Source organism: Paenibacillus sp. Cedars, from assembly GCF_003184205.1.
Taxonomy (GTDB): Bacteria; Bacillota; Bacilli; order Paenibacillales; family Paenibacillaceae; genus Paenibacillus_AQ; species Paenibacillus_AQ glucanolyticus.
Genome location: NZ_CP020864.1, coordinates 161777 through 183819, shown reverse-complemented (window position 1 = coordinate 183819; position 22043 = coordinate 161777). Strand labels below are relative to the sequence as shown.

Annotated in this window: 20 protein-coding genes; 9 read left to right on the top strand and 11 right to left on the bottom strand. The window is 39.0% G+C overall.

Annotated features, from left to right (window positions below):
• Positions 1-198: 198 nt before the first annotated feature.
• From B9D94_RS00875 to B9D94_RS31850, 3 genes are all read right to left on the bottom strand, one after another.
• Positions 199-1170: a PstS family phosphate ABC transporter substrate-binding protein gene (locus B9D94_RS00875; RefSeq protein WP_119851447.1), complete on the bottom strand. Its 972-nt coding sequence runs from the start codon at positions 1168-1170 to the stop codon at positions 199-201.
• Between the two features lie 162 nt (positions 1171-1332).
• Positions 1333-1773: an arsenate reductase/protein-tyrosine-phosphatase family protein gene (locus B9D94_RS31855; protein WP_162939253.1), complete on the bottom strand. Its 441-nt coding sequence runs from the start codon at positions 1771-1773 to the stop codon at positions 1333-1335.
• A gap of 8 nt (positions 1774-1781) precedes the next feature.
• The gene (locus B9D94_RS31850) at positions 1782-2078 is read right to left on the bottom strand and encodes a winged helix-turn-helix domain-containing protein (RefSeq protein WP_367613772.1); all 297 of its coding nucleotides are present in this window, start codon (positions 2076-2078) and stop codon (positions 1782-1784) included.
• 533 nt (positions 2079-2611) lie between these two features.
• Here B9D94_RS31850 and B9D94_RS00860 point away from each other — a divergent pair.
• Both B9D94_RS00860 and B9D94_RS00855 read left to right on the top strand, forming a co-directional pair.
• Complete coding sequence (locus B9D94_RS00860; RefSeq protein ID WP_103111013.1) at positions 2612-3064, top strand: MarR family winged helix-turn-helix transcriptional regulator; 453 nt, start codon at positions 2612-2614, stop codon at positions 3062-3064.
• A gap of 222 nt (positions 3065-3286) precedes the next feature.
• A complete protein-coding gene (locus B9D94_RS00855; protein ID WP_148246180.1) occupies positions 3287-3781 on the top strand; it encodes an arsinothricin resistance N-acetyltransferase ArsN1 family A in 495 nt (164 codons plus the stop codon).
• 840 nt (positions 3782-4621) lie between these two features.
• Here B9D94_RS00855 and B9D94_RS00845 read toward each other — a convergent pair.
• Together B9D94_RS00845 and B9D94_RS00840 are read right to left on the bottom strand one after the other, a co-directional pair.
• Positions 4622-5281 carry a citrate/2-methylcitrate synthase gene (locus B9D94_RS00845; protein ID WP_148246177.1) on the bottom strand — a complete coding sequence of 220 codons (660 nt, stop codon included), beginning with the start codon at positions 5279-5281 and terminating at the stop codon, positions 4622-4624.
• A 13-nt stretch (positions 5282-5294) separates the two neighbouring features.
• A complete protein-coding gene (locus B9D94_RS00840) occupies positions 5295-6572 on the bottom strand; it encodes an MFS transporter (protein WP_253805977.1) in 1278 nt (425 codons plus the stop codon).
• A 66-nt stretch (positions 6573-6638) separates the two neighbouring features.
• Here B9D94_RS00840 and B9D94_RS00835 point away from each other — a divergent pair, with 66 nt between their 5' ends.
• Positions 6639-7067 (top strand): universal stress protein, encoded by a 429-nt coding sequence (locus tag B9D94_RS00835; RefSeq protein WP_148246175.1) that lies wholly within the window; start codon positions 6639-6641, stop codon positions 7065-7067.
• A 26-nt stretch (positions 7068-7093) separates the two neighbouring features.
• On the opposite strand, the gene B9D94_RS00830 is transcribed toward B9D94_RS00835, so the two are convergent.
• Positions 7094-8482 (bottom strand): SulP family inorganic anion transporter, encoded by a 1389-nt coding sequence (locus B9D94_RS00830; RefSeq protein WP_253805980.1) that lies wholly within the window; start codon positions 8480-8482, stop codon positions 7094-7096.
• Positions 8483-8822: 340 nt separating this feature from the next.
• Here B9D94_RS00830 and B9D94_RS00825 point away from each other — a divergent pair, with 340 nt between their 5' ends.
• From B9D94_RS00825 to B9D94_RS00815, 3 genes are all read left to right on the top strand, one after another.
• Positions 8823-9011, top strand: coding sequence for a helix-turn-helix domain-containing protein (locus tag B9D94_RS00825; RefSeq protein ID WP_148246171.1), 189 nt, complete (start codon positions 8823-8825; stop codon positions 9009-9011).
• A gap of 190 nt (positions 9012-9201) precedes the next feature.
• Entirely contained in the window at positions 9202-10797 is a 1596-nt protein-coding gene (locus B9D94_RS00820) for a ribonuclease J (protein ID WP_253805979.1), read from the top strand.
• 37 nt (positions 10798-10834) lie between these two features.
• Positions 10835-11365, top strand: a complete 531-nt coding sequence (locus tag B9D94_RS00815; RefSeq protein WP_148246217.1) for an NUDIX domain-containing protein — start codon at positions 10835-10837, stop codon at positions 11363-11365.
• A gap of 56 nt (positions 11366-11421) precedes the next feature.
• Here the strand turns inward: B9D94_RS00815 and B9D94_RS00810 are convergent, their stop codons facing one another.
• Both B9D94_RS00810 and B9D94_RS00805 read right to left on the bottom strand, forming a co-directional pair.
• Positions 11422-11841: a universal stress protein gene (locus tag B9D94_RS00810; protein WP_103110984.1), complete on the bottom strand. Its 420-nt coding sequence runs from the start codon at positions 11839-11841 to the stop codon at positions 11422-11424.
• 24 nt (positions 11842-11865) lie between these two features.
• Complete coding sequence (locus B9D94_RS00805; protein WP_148246168.1) at positions 11866-13329, bottom strand: SulP family inorganic anion transporter; 1464 nt, start codon at positions 13327-13329, stop codon at positions 11866-11868.
• A 162-nt stretch (positions 13330-13491) separates the two neighbouring features.
• Between B9D94_RS00805 and B9D94_RS00800 the strand changes: the two genes are divergently transcribed.
• Together B9D94_RS00800 and B9D94_RS31845 are read left to right on the top strand one after the other, a co-directional pair.
• On the top strand, positions 13492-14034 hold the full coding sequence (locus B9D94_RS00800) for a recombinase family protein (RefSeq protein ID WP_148246167.1): 543 nt from the start codon (positions 13492-13494) through the stop codon (positions 14032-14034).
• Between the two features lie 1182 nt (positions 14035-15216).
• Positions 15217-15402: a universal stress protein gene (locus B9D94_RS31845; protein WP_367613769.1), complete on the top strand. Its 186-nt coding sequence runs from the start codon at positions 15217-15219 to the stop codon at positions 15400-15402.
• A gap of 526 nt (positions 15403-15928) precedes the next feature.
• Here the strand turns inward: B9D94_RS31845 and B9D94_RS00790 are convergent.
• Together B9D94_RS00790 and B9D94_RS00785 are read right to left on the bottom strand one after the other, a co-directional pair.
• Positions 15929-17179, bottom strand: coding sequence for a toprim domain-containing protein (locus tag B9D94_RS00790; protein WP_148246166.1), 1251 nt, complete (start codon positions 17177-17179; stop codon positions 15929-15931).
• Between the two features lie 16 nt (positions 17180-17195).
• On the bottom strand, positions 17196-18140 hold the full coding sequence (locus B9D94_RS00785; RefSeq protein WP_148246165.1) for a hypothetical protein: 945 nt from the start codon (positions 18138-18140) through the stop codon (positions 17196-17198).
• Between the two features lie 347 nt (positions 18141-18487).
• Between B9D94_RS00785 and B9D94_RS00780 the strand changes: the two genes are divergently transcribed.
• Complete coding sequence (locus B9D94_RS00780; RefSeq protein WP_148246164.1) at positions 18488-19588, top strand: replication initiation protein; 1101 nt, start codon at positions 18488-18490, stop codon at positions 19586-19588.
• Here the strand turns inward: B9D94_RS00780 and B9D94_RS00775 are convergent.
• Positions 19585-20829, bottom strand: a complete 1245-nt coding sequence (locus tag B9D94_RS00775; RefSeq protein ID WP_148246163.1) for a replication initiation protein — start codon at positions 20827-20829, stop codon at positions 19585-19587. The genes B9D94_RS00780 and B9D94_RS00775 overlap by 4 nt on opposite strands.
• Positions 20830-22043: the final 1214 nt, after the last annotated feature.

Sequence of the window (22043 nt, the reverse complement as noted above, 5' to 3'; positions counted from 1 at the left end):
CGATCGTCGTCAGAACGGATACGAAGGCGCACAAAAAAAGAATGATCGGCATGATATAATCACCGAAATGAATTTTACTTTTTCGGAATGGATTCCTATACATGTCTACCATTGATTCTTTTCCTCTCTAATTGAATTCATACAAATAAGGTGTGATACCCTTCCATGGTGGAAATGTACCACACCTTATTTACCACCCTATTTCAACTTTGCGAGCCCCTCATCATACATTTCTTGAGGTAATCGGATGTAGCCCACTTCCTCTGATAAATCTCCAGCGTTATTTAAATAAAAGTTTATAAATGCATTCACTTCCGGCTTTTCAAGCTCCTTGTTATTCACATAAATACTCAACGGTCTTGAGAGAGGTTTATAAGTCCCGTCATTAATGGTTTCAGGCGATGGAGATACAGGACCATCCCCTGAGTCAATTGGAACGAGTTTAAGTTTGTCTTGGTTCTCTTCATAATAGGCATAACCGAAATATCCAAGACCATTCTTCTCGCCTTCTATTCCCTGAACAAGGGTGTTATCATTTTCGCTAAAAGTAACCTGGGGATCGTTTCGGCTTTCTTGTGCTTTCCCGTTAATTACTTCTGTAAAATAATCGAAAGTTCCCGAATCCGCACCTGGAGAAAATACTTTAATATCTTCTGCCGGCCAATCTGGACGTATATCACTCCATTTTTTCACAGTGCTATTGGGTTTGAAAATTTCATTTAATTCTTTCACTGTCAAGTAATCAACCCAGTCATTTTGAGGATTGACGATTACAGATAAACCATCATAGGCAACTTCTAACTCGGTGTACTCAATACCATTAGCTTTAGCATCTTCTGCCTCTTCTGGTTTGATAGGTCGCGAGGCATTTGTAACTGCGATCTCACCTGTTGTAAATCTTTTGAAACCTCCACCGGTTCCAGATATCCCGACCGTAACGCGGACATCTTTATGTTCACTGCCAAATTCCTCCGCCACAGCTTCAGTTAAGGGATAGACCGTGCTGGAACCATCAATTTCGATGGTGCCCGATAGCTTTGCTTCCTCACTTGCATTGCTCTTTGGAGTATTGGGCTCACTTTGAGGCGTATCTCCGGATGTTCCTCCACTACAACCTGCTAACAAAATTGAAAATGCTAAACCTACAACGAGTGCTTTACCCCTCTTCATCTGAATACCGCTCCCTCTTTAAGAATATTTTTATATTACGATATAAGAATATCGTTATATTGTAAAAAAGATTCGGTATATTTATTAACTCCATGTAAATATCAGTCTAGGGGACGTCATTTTCTAGTTCTAAACGTGCTTTATTTTCCATCTCTCCCCCCACTAAAATGACGTTTGACTGCATGGCAGGTCAAATTGTTTACACAATTCTAGGACATGCATTCTTATTAAATCCCTTATTCTCCGAAAATCCAGTATGGTTGATGTATCCATCACGAGTGGGTCAACGAAGTTCCAATGGATAGATGAATAACTTGCAGGAAACCGGGGACACCTCTCGATCCGATCATTGCACAGAACGACGATGAGATCTGAATGAATTAATGTCACCATATCAATCTGAACAGATGACGGTCTGTATAACGGAATACCGACTTCATCCATAACCTGAAAGGTTAAAGGATGTATCTGTTGTGGGAGAATGCCTCCGCTGCCTACCCTCACTCTCTCTCTTCCACAAAACGACATAAACGCCTCTGCCATCTGACTGCGACAGTAGTTGTTATGATAGCTTAAAAAGAAAACACGCACAGGATATTTCATATCACACCTCATTCATGATCTGATATAAGGATTCGGTATCCAATTTTCCTTCTGCTCTTGACTTCAATTTTACGACTCAAGTTCAAAAGCTTTTTACGAAGGTTCATGATCAGCATATTAACTGTTTGTAGTTTTATCTCTTCTTGGTTATTGGATAGTACACATTGTAACTCCCAGAGCTTCACATACTTATCGAAGTTTTGAAGCAAGAATATGAATAGATGTAATTCCTTTGAACTCAGTTGTAATGTCTGGTTATCCGTCACTATCTCCAGCCTCTCAGGGTATATTTCGATACCGTACATTCGAAATGCTTTTTCATTTTCCGAGAGTTCTATGGGTAGAATTGTATTTCTTTTCGTGATCGTGTTTACTTTGTATAACATTTCTCGAAAATCAATGGCGGCATCCATCTGATCCACTACAAATCGATCCAGTATGGTAAGCGGCGTGTCAACAGGATTTTTGTCTTTCAACTCCAAGATAGGGGGGTAGTACAGAATTAAATTGTTCAAACCTCTCGTTCATCTTCATCGAAGTTTCGATAATGATCAAATCAATTGAGCTTAAATCTGTGTGATGACTCAAACCTTCAATTACATCATACCCTTCTTTAGTTAAGCCATAATGAATTACCCTCGCTAACGTTCGATCGGAATGAACGAGAAGAATACGCTTCGTTATAAATGGAATCCATTTATGTTTCAGAAAACCACCTCCTACACCCTTATAATAAAATAATTATATCTAAATATCATTATTATTTTTAAATCACAATAAATTAATGGTTGCATTTTGCAAATATTTTATGATATAACTTTTACGAGGTGATTCAAATATGGAAAATGCACGTGAATTGTTTCAAATCATGACTCGTAGATTTGGTCTTCTGAATAAAAACTGCTGCAGTATCGGAGGAAATGACGTTTCTTTAGTTCAAAGCCACATCTTGTATGAGATTGACCGGCAGCACAACCCTTCTATGCAACAGATTGCTGAAACACTAGGAACCGATATTACGACATTTAGCCGACAGGTCCAGTCCCTAATCAAAATGAATTTAGTTAAAAAAACACCAGATCCGCAGGACCGAAGAGTTCACACACTTGCCCTTACGACGGAAGGTAAATTTATTGCAACAACCATTGATATGCAGATGAATGACTATCTTAACGAAGTATTCTCTTATATGACCGAGTTCGAAAAAGAAACAGTGCTTCATTCCGTTAAAATTTTTAACGACGCGATGGCGAAATCCAATAAATGCTGCGGCCCATTATCTGAATCATAAAATTGATCTATAGGAGATGAATTATGATGTTGCTTCATTCTTACGTTGCAGAGTATTTAATGAAAAATGACCTTCACATTCAAAAAAGCCGAGAGATAACCAATAAAGAACTCAATAGAAAAAAATCCCGTAACCTGTTCTCGTTTTCAAGGCAACCACGCATGAATACCTGCTGTGTCTCCTGCTGCTAAGCTTATATTTCCTACATAGGAGGAACTAACAATGAAAACCACTTCGATTAGACCGGCAGTCATTGACGATGTGGAACGAATATTGCACATTTATAATCAAGGAATCGAGGATCGTATAGCTACACTTGAAGTTGATCAAAAAGATATTGCATACATGAATAACTGGTTTCAACAACACCAAGATCGTTATGCAGTCATTGTAGCTGAGTACGAAGATGTCGTAATCGGCTGGGCTTCCCTTAACCCTTATTCTCAACGATGTGCTTATGACGGTGTGGCCGACCTATCCATATACATCGATCGAGCCTTCAGAGGTAAAGGAATAGGAAGTATACTTCTCCAGCGTCTTGAGGAGATTGCTAAAGAAAAAGACTTTTATAAAATCGTGTTGTTCACCTTTCCATTTAATGAAAACGGTCAGCGTCTATATCATAAACTTGGATACCGTGATGTGGGGGTATTTGAAAAGCAAGGGGTCTTGGATGGTAAATATGTGGATGTTAAGATCATGGAAAAATTGTTGTAAATATTATGTTATTCAGATCCCCAGATTCGGAACTTCAGGCTGATTCTGGTCTTATTCTACTCTTGACCCATTCCTCATCCGCCAAAACGGATATTTGTACGCATCTGCCCCAAATCCTTCACAGCGATGCCCAACAACTTCACCAGGATATACAGTATCATCAATTAAAATATGACACTTTTAACATAAGTGAGTGCCCTTTCCATGGCAGGGCAGATGGTTATCAAAAGGTCTTATTTATGGGTCCCATCCATAATGCAGAGATGGTTACTGGTTAGGGGGAGATTTAATACCTAACTCGTGTTAGCTGCCCAAACAAAACAAGAAAGGACTTCCTATTTATAACTCGGAGGTCCTTCTCAATTAGAAAATATTCATACTCAAATACCGTTCTCCCATATGCGGCGCCCCCCGTTCCTTTCAGAAGAGTCGCTCGCCATCTCATTTTTCGGACCTCAAAATATCGCTTTAGAAAATCTTTATTATGCAGAAATGACACCTCTATATATAATGCGTAGTGACGGCATTATTATGTGAGAAGCCATAGAATCAATTGACCACAGCTCGATGAATACCATTCATACTATTTACGCTGTATCAAAATAGAACCATGAACCTCAGCAAACCACTGAGTAAGTCTCCCAATAAATGCAATTGTAAATAACGATGAAGTTGGCAAATTCAGTTGCTTCATTAGTAAAACTCCAAAAAATTCAATAGAAGGATAACCCCCCTTCTTTTCTTGAATTAATTCAATTTTCTTAGCGGACTTATAATAAACCAAATCATTTTTAACTTTACCAATTTCAAACAATACAATAGCATGTCGATTTCACTTAGTTATTCTTTTTTTTCTCTTGTAAAACCAGGAACCTGATCTGTATCCATGTCTATGCTTGGGCTAGTTTGAGTAGGTAAATTCTCTATAATTAATGATAGGTCATCCAAATAGTTACTCTCCGATTTTCTTAAAATGTTTGACATATTACGCCAAGCTTTCCCTTGTTCATAAGATACTGTATTGCTGAATAAAGTATAGACAGTTAACAAATGATCCAAAGCCTGAACTTCCTCAGCATAAGGTGCTACACCCGTAATCATGTAAATGAAATTATACGCAAATGATGCATTTTGTTTAGGCGACGTCCATTCAGTATTTAATTTTCTACAGGCCATTTGGGTTGAGTAACCAGCAATTAAGCCAACAATCTGACCGATTTTTTTAAAATCAATCTCATACTCCCAGTCGGTTGCTACCTCATGAAGTGCGGAGCGAAATCCCAAAGATTGAAATGCATATTGTTCTTTTATTTGGTCTTCAACATCGATATTCAGACGCTTAATGTTTTCGGTATATTCCTTTAACTCAGATCTAAAACGGATCGCTTGTTTACGATCTGGCCATTCCTTTTTACATAAATAGAACAGTAATTCATCAAATGTACTTTGAGGTTGATTTTTCCAATCCAGATAAACTTGATTTAAATGTAAAGTGGTCATAAACAATGCTCTCCTAGTTATTTATCATATTTATTGTAGATATTTTATGCGGTTTTGGACTCATTAAAGATAAAATACATCCGATCCCGGGGAATACAATCATGATCCAAAGGATCTCTGAATATCCTCCGAAAAAATCAAAGGCGATACCAAACGGTAGCGGACCAAATGCAGAACCAATAACGGTTGAAGTCATGGTTATACCATTAATACTGGCTATACTGGATCTTCCATAGTAATTTGGCCAGATCGCGCTTAGAGTAATAGATTCAAACCCTGCAACTATACCACGCACGACACCGAAGAGTAATGCCACAGTCACATTATCAGCAGCAATCAAGATAAACATCGTAATCACTTGTCCTACAAATACTCCAGCTAATATATGATGAGATTTAAACTTATCGTTGATATAGCCCGAGACAAATGAAACCGGAAAAGAAAGTAACGCCATGAGGCTTAGAACTAAGGCTGATACTGTGGCGTCTATTCCCTTAGATCCAAAGATAGAAATTAAATGAAATGTTAAGCCTGTATTGACCATAGCAGGAATACCAGCACAAATTAGCAGCAACCAAAAGGATCTTGTTTTTAACGTTTCTCCTAATGTCCAATGCTCCTCCAATGTTACCGGTTCCTTATTCTCCGTCTGTTTATGCAGATTATCAGGTAATAGTCCTACACTCTCCGGAGTGTTACGAACGAGAAAGTAAGCAAGTGGTGCAAAAAGAAAACAAAGCATCGCCCCCCAAAAAAGCCAAGTGACAGTGATACTGTAGCTATTAATTAGCCAGGTATTAATCATTGGAATAAAAGCGGCACCACCAAACGTCCCAATCGTCATTAAGCTTAACGCTCTTCCTCTATACGCTACAAACCACTGTGACACAAGGCTTACTGGAATTAATGTCATAGAACCTTGGCCAAACAAACGTGATAAGAAAAAACCAATGAACAGCATAAAAGGCGTTACAGCAATACTATTCCAAAAACAGGTAAAACCCAGTATAATAGCTACAACTACTATTGCTTTACGTTGACCTGTTCGATTGACAATACGTCCTAAGAAAAATAACAACATTCCCGCTAAGAAAGTGGCTATTGAATACATACTTGAAATTAAAGAACGACTCCATCCATACTGTTCGATATATGAATCTATAAATATCGAGATAGAATAAGTTTGCCCTGGGCCTGAAAAAAACAACCCAACTCCAGAAATCATGACAATTATCCATCCATAAAAGAAAGGTAGTTTGAAAGGGATTTCCGATTTGATCGAGTTTCTCACACTGATTCATACCTCCACCAACATCAGCTATGTTACAAATTAAAAGTACGATTAAGGGGGATCATTATGATAAGAAAGATCTTAGTCGCATCAGATGGTTCTAAACATGCGCATCACGCTGCAGAAAAGGCTCTAGAATTAGCCAAACAATTGGGAAATGAAGTTACCGTTACGCTGTGTCACATCGTTTCCAAACCAATTTCTCGTGGACAATTGATTCAATCCAATTTCAATGTAAGATCATTACTTGAGTCTGAAGCTCATGAGGCACTTATTCGAACAGAACTGCTCTTTAAGAAGGAAGATGTACCTTTTGAACTTCATGTTGCCATGGGTGAACCAGCCGAAGAAATTATTAAAAAAGCAAATCTCGAAAGCTATGATCTTGTTATCGTAGGTAGTCGAGGTTTAAATAAAATAAAGGAATTAGTAATGGGAAGTGTCAGTAGAGAAGTTGCTCATGCTGTCTGGTGTCCCGTTCTTATAGTAAAATAAAAGCACTCCCATCAAGGAGTGCTTTTTTAGTGCCCTGTTGGGGCAGCTAGCCCTACTCGTTCAACGATTTTTGAACTTTCTTCATTTAGGCCGAGTATTTTGACTTCTTTGTTAAACTCTTGATACTTGGCAATCACTTTTGCTATACCATTTACAGCTGATTGATCCCAAACATGAGTATTTGAAAAATCGATAATAACCTGTGATGGGTCATCACTATAATCAAATTGATCTACAAAATGATTCATCGTCCCAAAAAACATTTGTCCTGATACACTATAAGTTTTCGTACCTGAAGCAGCGTGTGTAGTAGTCTTGATTTTAGATATTTTCCATGCGAATACTACAGCACTCATGAGTATACCAATTAATACTCCAATTGAAAGATTATGCGTAAATACGACTGTGATTACGGTTACTACCATTACTAGTGCATCAGATAAAGGAATTTTGTGAAGTGATTTCAATGAATTCCAATCGAAAGTACTTACGGCAACCATGATCATAATCCCAACAAGCGCTGCCATCGGTATTTGTTTTACCAGAGTTCCTAAAACAATGATCAAAAACAACAGAAACACACCAGAGACTAATGTGGATAATCGAGTTTTCCCACCTGACTTAATATTAATCATCGACTGGCCAATCATTGCACATGAAGCCATTCCACCAAAAAAACCTACCACAATATTCGCTATACCTTGTCCTCTAGCTTCCCGATTCTTATTACTTTTACTATTGGTCAAATCATCAATTAAAGTTGCGGTCATTAAAGATTCCAACAAACCTACGACCGCTAGTGATACAGAATAAGGCAGGATAATAATCAGAGTTTCCCAAGTAAATAAAACTTGGGGAATATGAAGTACTGGGAAAGCGCTCGTGATCGTCCCCATATCTCCAACGGTATTCACGTTAAGGCCTAACGAAATACTTACGACGGAAACAACAATTATTGCTACCAATGCTGCCGGTATTGCTTTCGTGACTAATGGGAAGAGATACACAATTGCTAAAGTTAGTGCCACAAGTGAGTACATGATCCAACCTTGACCAACAAAATGCTCTAATTGAGATATAAATATTAGGATGGCTAAGGCATTTACAAACCCTGTCATTACAGACTGTGGAACAAAACTCATTAAGCGCCCAACTTTAAGTAGTCCAAGGACGATTTGAATAACTCCGGTCAGAATGGTGGCCGCAAATAAATATTCCACCCCATGGTCTTTGACTAATCCTACCATCAACAATGCCATTGCACCTGTGGACGCTGAGATCATTCCTACCCTTCCACCGGTAAAAGCAATCACTACAGCCATACAAAACGAGGCATATAATCCAACCATTGGGCTGATACCTGCAATAATCGAAAATGCGATTGCCTCTGGTATCAATGCAAAAGCCACGGTCATACCAGATAGAATATCTCCTCGTGTGTTGGAAAACCAACCTTTATTAAGTTTTTTTACAGACAAAAATTTATACCTCCTATAATTTATTTGTGACTTTTCAGTCTCAGAAAAGTCAAACCCGATTCAACACTCATGCGGTCGATTATATCTGCTCTAAAAAAAAATGACAAAGTTCATATTCCCTTATGTAAACGCTTGAAAATACGATTTCCTTCATAATTCAACCCCGTTCTATATCATCCGATATAAATTAGTCAAAATTTAATTAATTTGATTAGTTTGAGTATAATGTATTATAATTGAGTATAATTAAATTTATCCTAGAGGAGAGATTTCTAACTTGGAAGAAAATCATGAAATTATGACAATTGCACAAGTGGCAAAATACTTACAGTTAAGTGAAATAACGACATATAAATTAGTAAATGAGGGCGTTATTCCCGCTTTTAAAATTGGACGGCATTGGCGAGTGCAAAAGAGTGATCTATCAGAATTGATCGAAAGGCTGAAAAAAGGCGAAAGAATATAAGAGAAATCAGATCTAACCTTTCCCCTATTTATTACTAACAGTCTTCTCCTTATACAAAGTAGAAAGGATTTATTATATGATTCAACAGCTACCCATTGATTTACAACTAAATGAAAAAATAACTACTTCTAAAAAAGATCCTGTAGTCCGTATTTTCTCGTTGGGTGGACTAGGTGAGATTGGTAAAAATATGTACGGAATCGAATATAAAAACGAAATTGTTATTATTGATGCCGGCTTAAAGTTTCCAGATTATGAAATGGCAGGCGTTGATTACATTATTCCGGATATTCGCTACCTAATCAGCAAAAGAAAGAACATTAAAGGTTTATTTCTTACCCATGGCCATGAGGATCACATAGGAGCAGTTCCCTTTCTACTTCGCCAACTCTCCATCCCTATATATGGTGCTGCTCTCACAATCGGACTCTTAAAAGCCAAGTTAGAGGAGCACCAATTGTTAGACCAAACCAAACTCTATGTTATTCAAGAAGATGAACGTTATAGTTTTGAAAATCTCCATGTTCATTTTTTCCGAACGATGCATAGTATTCCTGACGCGTTCGGAATTGTTGTGGATACACCATTCGGCCCTATTGTTCATACCGGGGATTTTAAATTTGACTTTACTCCTGTAGGAAAACCTGCAAATCTCCATAAAATTATGAAATTAGGGAATAAAAGGGTTTTAGCATTATTAGCCGACAGTACGAATAGTGAACGTGAGGGATTAACCCCATCCGAGAATGAAGTTGGGAAATCGATTTTGGAGTCCTTTAAGGCATGTCCCGGTCGCATCCTGTTTGCTACCTTTGCTTCTAATGTTCATCGTCTTCAACAAGTCGTTGATGCAGCTGTGAAGTGCAATCGAAAGATCTTTGTAATTGGTCGAAGTATGGAAAAGGTTTTTTCTATTGGTCAAGAACTTGGCTATATCCATGCTCCAAAGGGATCATTGATTAGTGCAAAACAACTCCATGCTTTACCAAATGAGGAAGTATTAATTATTTGTACAGGTAGTCAGGGTGAACCCAATGCTGCATTAACAAGAATTGCTGCTGGCTCACATCGAACGATTCAAGTGTATCCTGGTGACACTGTTATTTTTTCTTCCTCGCCTATTCCGGGCAATGTTCAAAATGTGAATCGCAGTATTGATATGTTAATGCGTGCTGGAGCATCTGTCATTTATGGTTCTGTATTTGACATTCATACATCTGGACATGGCTCACAGGAAGATTTGAAACTTATGCTTCGTGCCATACGTCCTAAGTATTTTGTTCCTATTCATGGAGAATACCGTATGCTTGTAAAGCATAAAAGACTTGCTGAACAAACTGGGATATCCCCTTCAGAGATATTTATACTGGAGCTAGGTGAAACGCTCTCCCTTTCACAAAATAACGCATGGAAGGGGCGAAAAATTCCTTCTGGCAGCGTATTCGTTAGCAATGGTGAGATGCGTCACTTTGAGAAACATTTAATCGAGGAAAGGAACCAGCTAGCACAAGATGGTGTCGTCGTTGTCGTTATGGTGATTCATATGGAAGAAAATCGAATATTAGTCGGTCCTGATGTGATTAGTCGTGGTTTTGTATATGTGAATGATGCCAAGCATTTACTTAAGAAAACCGAATTAGAGCTTAAGAATGAGCTTTTGAAATTGTGCAATAAAGAATTTGATCGATCTAACTGGAATAATGAAGTGGTTAGGGTATCACAAGACGTCTTTTCTCGTGAACTCGGAAGAACCCCTGTGATTCTTTCCTCAATTCATGAAGTATGAGTTGCAAAATAAAATAACAAAAGGGATTGGGAAATCGATGAGATTAATCAAAAAGATGATACACCCGGATGTAAAATCGATTGAGGGCAATATATTTGAACGAAAAGCGGCAAGAGCTATAATTATGAGAGGCTCAGAAATTTTGCTCTTATATACCAAACGTTACAACGATTATAGTTTTCCGGGTGGTGGACTAGAGCTGAATGAGGATCTTTTAACCGGTTTGAAACGGGAAATTATAGAAGAAACAGGAGCAACCAATCTTCGCGTCCAAAGTGAATTTGGATGTATTGAGGAATATAGACCTCACTACAAACCCGATTTCGATTTGGTTCATATGATTTCATATTATTTTATGTGTACTGTAGATAAGGAACTGGGAAATGCAAAACTTGAGGATTATGAAATTACAAACGGAATGACTGCGGTTTGGATTGATATTAACGAAGCCATCAAGCACAACCGCCAAGTCATCAGGAATCAGGAAGAATCCATGGGTCTTTCCATTGAGCGTGAGACTACAGTACTTGAATTGATTGTCCAGGAGCTTATAAATAGATCCGCTTAATAAAAACCCTTCAATGAACTAGTCATTGAAGGGTTTTTGCTCATTGATATTATTTTCTACTTAACGATAACCACGGGGCAATGAACTCTTTTAACAACCTTATGGCTAACACTGCCTAGCACCATTTCTTGAAGCGCATTAAGCCCTCTGCTCCCGATCACGACCAGTTCAACCTTTTCTTTGTTTGCATAGTCAATAATTGTTGGTCCTGGTTCCCCGTGCAAAATTTTTATCTGATAATTGATCTTCCCTTGTTGAAGCAACTCTTCAACAGGGGCAAGCTTTTTACGCCGGTTTAATTCTAATTCTTCTCTTCCTTGGGCATGCAAAATTTCGCTTTTGGCTTTTGAAAAATCGGCGACAATAACAACTTCAACTTTGCTATTTGGTGATGCTGAAGCAATTTTGACGGCCTCTTTGGTAGCACGCAATGAATTTTCTGATCCGTCAGCAGCTAATAGGATTCGACTATACATTTGATTCACTCCTAGGAAATTAGTTTAATGTGCACTTAATTTTGCATTAGCGTCATTATATACAGCTAATTTATCCACGATTTTTTTACTTGAAGAGTTCAAGCCTTTAATCGTGACACGGTTCTGATTCTCTCTGTATTTAATGACCACTTTATCAATGGCCCCTACAGCAGAATCATCCCACACATGTGAATTGGAGAAATCGATAATGATGTCGGTGTCACTTACTGAAAAATCAAAATTGTCCACAAAACTCTCAACTGAGGCAAAGAAAAGTTGTCCTTCCACGTCGAAAATTAATTGTTTGTTCTGCTGACGCTTGCGCACTTCAATCTTTGAGATTTTAGCTACAAAGAAAATTGCACTCAAGATAACTCCAGCGATAACACCTTTAGACAAATCATGAGTAGCAACAACAATAATAACCGTCACAAGCATCACAGCTGCATCTGATTTAGGCGCTTTCCGCAAGTAAGCAAATGAAGACCAGTCAAATGTCCCAATTGAAACCATAATCATGATACCTACCAGGACAGGCATCGGAATTTGTACAACCAAATCACCCAAAACAAGGATAAGAAACATTAAAAACACACCTGCGATAAGCGTAGATAATCTGCCACGCCCACCCGATTTAACATTGATGACAGACTGTCCGATCATAGCACAACCAGCCATTCCCCCAAAAAAGCCGGTTACGATATTAGCAATACCTTGCCCTCTTGCCTCCCGATTTTTGTGACTACCGGTATCGGTCATATCATCTACAATGGATGCGGTCAATAACGACTCCAACAAACCTACAATCGCCAAAGCTAATGAATAAGGAAAAATTATTTGCAACGTTTCCAGATTAAATGGTACATCCGGTATGAAGAATGAAGGTAAGGATTGTGTTATATTGCCTAGATCTCCTACCGTCCGCAAATCAAATCCTGAGAAAATAGCTACTGCCGTCAACAAGATAATCGCGATGAGTGGTGCCGGAATTGCTTTAAAAAACAAGGGTACTACATATACTATGATGAGTGTTATTGCTACGAAAACATAAGTCATTGTGGATATTCCCCAGAAATGCGGAACTTGAGCCATAAAAATCAAAATAGCGAGTGCATTGACGAAACCAACCATGACAGCTCTTGGGATGAACTTCATCAGCTTCGCGATCTTTAAGAATCCAAACACCAATTGAATAACACCCGTCAATATCGTTGCAGCCAGCAAATAATTGAGACCATGATCTTTAACTAATGGAACCATTAGAAGAGCCATTGCACCGGTAGCTGCAGAAATCATGCCTGGTCGACCACCAACAAAAGCAATGATAACGGCTATACAGAATGATGCGTACAGGCCTACCATTGGGTCGACTCCAGCTATGATCGAAAATGCGATCGCTTCGGGAATTAGAGCCAAAGCAACAACAATACCCGCCAATACATCTCCTTTCACATTAAATAACCAATCTCTTTTTAGTTTCTCAATCACTTAACTCCCACCTCAAATTTAATTGGCTTTTTATTCTCTACTCATTGTCAAAGCCGTTTTTTATATCAACAGTCTAACATCATCTTTCCCCAAATGGAACCTTTTTGATTCAAATAATTTATGGTATGATAAAATCACCGTAACAGTACAAGGAGTGTAGGTATGATTATTGGATATACGCGTCCGTATCACGATGATTTGACTTGTGATGAGCAAAATATAATTATAAAAAACAAGTCATGTGAGACCATAATTACTGAAAGTCATTCTTCAGCTAAGAATAGAACTGCACTTAACCGGATGATGGATAATCTTAATCCGGGTGATAAAATCGTTGTTGCTAAACTTTTTTCATTGGCAGATTCAACACGTCATTTAGTGGAGTTATTAGAGGATTTAAATCAAAAAAATGCTTATTTAGAATCAATTAAGGAAGGAATTGATACCAGCAGTCCAAAGGGATACTTCTTTGAGGATATCGTCAAACACTTAGTTGATTTCCAAAGTGATGTTATAAGCGAAAAGACAAAAAAAGGAATGAACGAAGCCAAACAAAAAGGAAATGTTCCAGGAAGACCTCGAAAGTCAGATAAAAATGTAAAACAAGCGATTATGATGTATCAGAGTAAAAAATATAGCTTATCGGAGATAAAAGAGGAAACGGGGATCAGTAAGTCTACATTATATCGTTATTTAGAGAACTAATATTATTTGGGTCATTCGTTACCCTACGGTATCCTGAAAAAGTTCGACCTATATAATCCTAATCGCATATACATTCAGTAACTAGATCAAACGAAATAATTATTTTATTTCTAAAATAGCACAAACTTTCAATTGAGAATCTAGTCAATGTCTGCTCGGAAATCTTTACTCTTCGCTAACCCATAACCAGTTTACTCTACCATATTATCTTACATTGGATGGCTCTTGCTTCGCACTCTTCTTTTATCTTGCCGATTGCTCCATTAGAAATTACTAACATTTCGGAAGTTTTGTTCGCTAAGCAAATTTTACTTAAAAAGTCGAATTCCTGAACACTTTGGAACCGACTTTTTTAGATTGGTTTTTTGGATTATCGCGTCCTTGTAATGGTATCATTGGAATTCCTCCTTAAAAGATGTGTATTGAGGTATTGCATGTCATTTCCCTCTCATTTTTTTTGATTGTTCACCATCTAAATAAAAAACGAACATTACTCTAAGTGATGCTTCGATTGGAGAAAAAGCGACTTCTTCAAGCTGCAGGTACCAACCTACTAAAAAAATCAAGTTCAGACGTTTGTTGTGGCTGCAAAGTAAACAACCCCCAAGATGCTTCTGTCTAGAAAACGTGAGAGTTTATATAGGGAGAGGCTTCCAAGTCCCATCCTCATAGACTCCAGCCCATCTTTTGAATCGTTTACATGCGGCCGTACTAGGTTGTCGACAATTGTAGCTGGTGTGTTTCTGATGTTTCTGATCTTGGTAGAGTTGTGTTCCAAGGCCTGTCTTAGCAGAGATTATGATCATGGTGGGTCGGCGCCGTAGATAAAGTTGTAATTAAGTACCGTGCCAATCATATCCATGTCACGGTTAAAGGACAAAATGCATCAAGTAAAAAAATTTCAAATAGATTAGATATATACCATGATTCTAACGCGCGAATAAAATCACATTCGAACAGGAGTGATGTACATGTATCAACATATTTTACTTGCTGCAGATGGTTTCGTGCTGCAACTGAAGCAGCTAGAGTCGCATCTCTAAGTGATGGTGCAACAGTAGAGGTTTTCTTGCTGTAGATCCAACTAAAATAAAAGAAGAAGTCCTCCATCCACAGAACCATGATGAAATTGTGTTAAAACGGAAACAAAAACTATTACCAGTTACAGAAGAACTGGGAACCGTGAATCATCAAATCACAATTGTCATTGGTGATCCGGGTCCAACAGTTGTGGATTACTCAAAGAAGAAAAATGTTGATATGATCATTATAGGAAGTCGTGGCCTTAATTCATTTCAAGAATTTGTTTTAGGAAGTGTCAGCCACAAAGTAGTAAAGAGAGAGCCCGGTGTCCTGTTATGGTTGTAAAATAGAACTAACACCGTTTCACAATCTACGGTGTCGGACTTCCCCATAAGCCGCTGGTTACCCGTATGACTCTAATTTAGAGATTCTATTGTAATATGCGTTGTAGGCCCTTATCTATAGTTTATCCCACTTCTGGGACTTGGCCTTTATGGATTCAATCTAAGCCTAGACTGAAAAAGAATGGAAAGATAACAGATATAATATCTTCTACGAAAAAGAGCCTGTCGGTTTGATGGACCGACAGGCTCTTTAGTATTTAATGGGCATAGAAAGGTACTACCAATTGTTGTTGGATAACCTCAAATCTACAAACTCTTAATAAACCCCAAAATACGGATGATGCTTATAGTATTGATTTACGAACGATGTAAAAGTATTTTTCATAAAAAAGTAATGGTCCCGAAAGTCATTAACTTCGGGACCATCATACTACTTCATAATTATAATGCAAATTTCACATCTTTAATGTACACTTCATAACTATATTGTTTAGTTCGCAACTTTAATGTTACTGAACAGTCGGGACCTAAGCCAACAGAGAGGACACCTGCGGAACATAATTTGCTCTCAGAAGATCATCAATTCCTTTTCCTAAAGATGCATCCCACATCGCAAGACTCAGTGCCATATCGCTCTCTTTAGCAAAAAATTCTGCACAGAGTTCTAATGAACGTTGAACTTCTGGTGTTGTAACAGCGTCAGCATCATATGCTAGAACAACATGCCGGCAACCGAGCTGTTTAAGTGGTTCAAGAGCTAATCTGAAAGCTCCTGTTCCAGGTATAGCCATAAACGGCTTTACCATCATATCCGCAGCAAGATCTGCTTTCATTGCTCCCTCAGTGATCCAAATCTCCGAGCAGTCAATAAGGCCACTAGGATCCTCGCCTGTTTTCCAGTAAGGTAAACATGGATACGGTAATGCCAGATGAACCGGAAGCGGTCCACCTATAGAGGCTCCATTTAATTTTGAACCACTACTCCACCACCAGTACTTGGTACCTTGCTGCAATCGTACACTAAAGACGAATTGCCCTGACTTGGAATTGCATATCTTCTTATCCTTCTCTGTAAGGATCACTTCAAGGATCTTGTCCTGGACTTGAAGCGAGCATTTCGCTCGTCTCAATCCGTTAGAGAGTGGTTCAACCTCTTCCAAGATGTTCCCTTTTATAGAACCTTCCATCGTTAATTCCAGTTTTGGCTTGTCTACACGTATCTGCCAGCCTATGATCTCATTTAAAATCGAACGAAACGGCACCATCAATCCGGTATCGCCGGCCATCGTCCAATACGGCCCATATCGCCCCTCTTGAGCGAAAAAGCCTGGAACGCCCAATAAGTCCGTATCACTGCTTATGCGACCAATGACGCCTTTGGCGACTTTGTAACGATCACGATCCGGCATAGTCCGATATTCTCTCAAACGAATGGACTGGTCATCCATCATTCGATCCTTCAGCAGATGGTTAGCATGCTTTGCAGTTAACGGGATTTCTCTCGTTAAGGCACGGTATACACGATTAAGATGGTCGTTTGAACGTTTTTCTACGGCATTTGAAACCTCTACTTCGATCTTTTCTCGAGGAATATGTTCCGTCAAATAATGTGTATACTGTCGGCCAATATCTGTATCCTTGAATTTATCAGATGGTACCCGCATGCAATGGACAATGGTCTGGTCCTCATTGATCCCACACCACCCTTTCTTCCCGCAAATCGGGCATTGAGACATAATCTCATACCATCCAACATGTCTTGTTCTACGTAGCCTCATGCCTTAACTCCTTTCTTTAAGAAACCTGTTGATCCTCAATCTCTTGTTTAAAATGCATTTCAACCAATCGAAGTTGTCCGACCTCAAGTGAATTAAACCGCCCATTAAAGGTGACTTTTAGTAATTGGGAGATTCGATTTTTCACATAGGTTTGATCAAATCCCTTTGTAAGATTGATCAATTGGTTTACTAGTGAATTTTTCATTTTGACCGGATCATCAGGTTCACTTGTCTGTTTAGTAGTCGTGCGAGAGAAATCACGATCGAGATCCTGGACTTCTCCTCTGTCATTCTGATTCATCACCTTAGATTTCCTCTCATTTTTCAGATCCTCCAGCGCCTTCTGCCTAGATATGTCGATGAACATATCCTCGAAAGACGTTAGGCCGGATCCAATACATCCGTATCCTGCCTGAGCGAGTGATCGCCCTACCGCGCTTGTCGTGGCATTTTCAATTGGATTTGTCGCATCGACGCCGGTACCTCCAAATCCGATCACAGCTCGATCACGTGTTTTAACTCGCTGACCCTTTTTGTTGAGTCCATCAAATACGCATTCAATGACCCAATGAGTTCCGATCTGGTCCGCATAGGTTTCGAGTGTGTACCCGCTGTCATGCTCTTGGTGTACGTCAATCATTTCCGTAATGCGGCCTTCTACGTCCACATAAGGCCTGAACGTTTCAACAAATGTCTTACTGTGGTACGAATGCAGGCCACGTCTCCGCTGCTCATCCGTTAGAAAGAATTCCTTATCCCAGATTTTCTCATTTCTTGAGAGAATCCGGATATGTTTGTGATATTTAGCCGGGACCGAATCATATACCTGTTGAATATGATCTTTGGCTAGTTTACGTTTTTCAAGTGCCATGCCTAGTAGATGATCTGCCAGGCCACCACTAAGTTCTTTTTTTTGAGATTCACTACCATCATGTTGCCTGCTCCCATGGTTTCCAGCCATGTAAACACTCCTCCTCGAAGATTGTTTAGTTTCCCTCTTTCCTGTGCTGATCATGGATCCATGATCGTGCCTCCTTCACCTGTTTATGATCAAAAAAAGAGCCCATCAAATGATGAGCTCCGAAAAATGGACGCAAAAAAAGCACATACTTCTAGCGCATGCACCCTGCAAATCCACTACCTATTTGCCATAAACAGCTTCTCGCTCTCCGCCGAAATTGTCAGTCAGCAGAGAAAATCAATTCATCTTTCTTATAATACCTCAATTATAACATCTTCCACCGATAGAGAAAAGTTACGTCCTATACAAATCTAAAGTATAATAGCGTAAGAGGTGGTGACCAGCATATGTCATATGAGGCTTCCTATTTTGGCTTGCAGAAAATAACCCTTACTGAAATCAAAATCCTCCTTTGGCTTTCCGATGTGATCCGTTGGAACCTTACACCATTTCATTCCTATGAAGCTACGCTTGCCGATCTATCCCAGCGTATGGGGCGGAAAAGTATTAAATATTCAGAACTGAAATCTAGCCTGGACCAACTGGCAACACAAGAGATCATAATTCACGCCGGCAGTGTAGAATTCGAGAAGAAACTAATAGAACATTTAGAATTATCTCGTGGATCAGTTATCAAGTTTCGGATGCACGCCTTTGTGGAGATTTTGTTTCTCCGTATTGCCAAACTGTTTAATTCCGATGAAATCGACTTACTATTGAAGGCTAAGAGCAGCTTTACGATTAAGCTATACTCCCTGATTCGTGACAGCATTTGGGCCGACGAGGTGGTCTCCTTAGAAAATTTAAGGGCCATGCTTGGGGTGCATCATCAATATCCGCGATACGCCAATTTTAAAGCGAGAATATTAGCCCCAGCCATCGAAGAGATCAAGGAACTGCTCGGGTTATCGATTAACATTGTAGAACATAAAACGGCCGGCAATCGCATAATTGGCCTGCAGTTCCACCTTTCCCGATTTCTCACTCATGCTCACCTGGATATCAATCAAGAATACTTTTTTGATCAAGCCAGACTCTTCACTGGGTTCTTAGGGGTCAAGCTTACCCCAGATCTATATTCCAAGTGGCTGAGGAAAGGTGAATACGCCTTCATTATAGCACTTGACTATGTACAAACCCGGATTGATGGGATTCGGCAGCCAGTGCCGTATTTATCAAAACTGATTGATACCGGATCCTATGGCCAACCTTTAAATGGCCTGCGGCCAGAGGAGTATCTACTCATTCGTGATTTCCTGGAACCCTTCCGCGGTACTACCAGTTTCACTCCTCATTTTGTGATCGAAAATGAATTTAAAAAGTTATGCAGTGAAAAAGGATTTAAACAGAAGGCGGGTCAGATCTGGCTCAAGTCCAAAGAAAAAATCATCAACGATATCAATAATTACGTCACCCACAATCGAAAAAAGAAGCACCCCGCCGATTAGACATAGGGGTGCTCTAATAAATATTCATACAATTCTCGGACATATTTTTGGTCAAAATCCTCCGGTTCCAAGGGCCTTAAGTTACGATTTCTTCGTATCTCTAATGTACGGTGAATCTCATCCACTACATCCTGAGCCATATCACTCCGTAGTTTCTTCTCTTCGGATTTTTTAGCACCATGAATCTTTTCGTGATGCTGTTCGATTAAACGCCGTAAACGGGCATTTAAGTGAGGGATAGATGTATCAAAGTCAAACCTGTCTTCATCCTCATATCCGGCACCGTTATGAACGAAATCCTCGCGGATTGCTTTTACCATATATCCGCTGATATTATCGATATTTGCCTCTTGTTTTGTCTCATATACGTATTGAATGTTGTCCTTAACTCTCTTCTCACCAAATGTTTGGATCAGCTCTTCAGCAACCGGCTTTCGGACGCCGAAGCGGGTCAATAATGAGTATGCTGTGACATCCTTCTCGAAAATCTCCGGATCCTTTAGAAGCAATTTTTTGCGGTGATTAGGCTTTATGTAACATGTTATTGCCACTACTTTATGTCCGACTTTCGTTTCCTCAAAGTCAAAAGAAATATCCGTCTTTTCGGCTAGCTCTTCCTGTGTCTTCAAAAGAACCCGCTGCTTCAAATGCCCGTAATGAGTCAGTTTCCCTGGATCGATCTCCAACAAATTTCGGAGCTGCTCAAGCGTAAACCTTCTTTTTCCGAAATTCAGGTATCGCTTAAGTAGTTCATACATCCGTATCGAGTATTTACTCTTCAGAACTAAGACATTAGCCAATTTATATCGGGTGAAGTCCTTCTTCAGCTTCAGTAAATAAGGCTTCAACTGTGGTGAAAATTCAAGTTCGACCAAACCTTTGCGATGATGGTAACGTGATGCGGAAAGCCAGTTCACTACAAGATCCGATTCACCATTGTTTTCACGAATTACCAGCGTCTTTCGCTGTAATCCTGTCACAACTTCCCGGATTTTTTTATAAAAATTCTTCTCTTGCAAATCTAAGATGTCGGCAAACTCCTTCACCTTCACGAAATGCGTTTTGAAGTCTTCATCATCAGGTTGGATCAATGAAATGAGCGTATAGATGACACGCGATTCCTGTAGGTCAAGGTTAAGAGGCATTTCAATCAATGCATTTGACTTTGTGACGACATATTCAGGCGAAATAGACGTGGGACCCAAATCAAATTCTAGCTGTTCTAGCTGTTCTGCTTCCATTCCCTTAACCCTCCCTTCATGATTACTATAATTAACCGGCTCCCGATTTTCCACTCCTTTATATGTGACAGAAAAAAGTAAGATATTACCTGTAAATCAATGGACATCTGTCACAATATTAGGAGTTTTTTGGGGGATCCGCCACAAACAAGGTATTTTACTTATTCAAAACAGCCTTATAAGAGTCTTCTCGGTACAATTATCACACAATGAGGAGTTATGTACTACTTTACTGTCACAAAACAAGGAGTACGTAGATTAGAAGAATCCTCTAGCTGTCACAATTATAGGAGTGTTACGAGATAACTATCACATTTTTAGGAGTAAATCTATACTTCTGTCACAAATTGAGGAGTTCTTTATGGCTAAAAAAGATTATCTCCGGTCTTTTGTCACAAAAATAGGAGTTAGATACACAGAAGATCAAGCTCTACCGAAGGATTCACCTTTTTTGTTGTTATCAAGCGTCACAAATTGAGGAGTTTAAAGTAATGTCTGTCACATAAAAGGGAGTATTTCTATCTTGGGTTTGCCTGCAGTCACAAAAACAGGAGTGTTTTATAGCTCTGCTGTCACAAATCGAGGACTTATCGTTCACTTCTGTCACAAGATAAGGAGTAACCCATTCATTTTTTTGTTCAAAACTTCACCATAACGATATAAGAAGCTTCTAGGCGTTCAATCGAAGGTAACAAATTGGGCGAAATAGCCTTCATCCTACTCCCAAAGTTGTGACATTTCTACTCCACAAATCGTGACAGGCGACTCCTTAATTAGTGACAATCAACTCCCCCAATTGTGATTTCTATACTCCTTAATATGTGACGTTCAACTCCCTAACTTGTGACAGAAAGGCGCTAGAAAGCCAATAGAATCAATAGATTCTGAGACTTGTAAACAAACAATCATTCTTATAATCATTTAAAATAAATAAACATTAATATAAAACAAGCATTATGCGTCCAGCCTTCGGCTTTTTCTTAAATTTATTTTTCTGTCACAAAATAAGGAGTGGAAATATGTAGAACTTTGAAGGTAATATATTAATATATATATTAGAATAAGAGAAAATAATAAAGCCCCCATTCCGATCGACATTTTGCTGTCCGCGGCCGCCAAGCGTAAGACAGTAAAATATGGAGGAAGTAAGGACTTCATTTACATAACAAAGTTGTGAATATTTTATCATAACCTTTGTCCTCTGTGAAGTATCT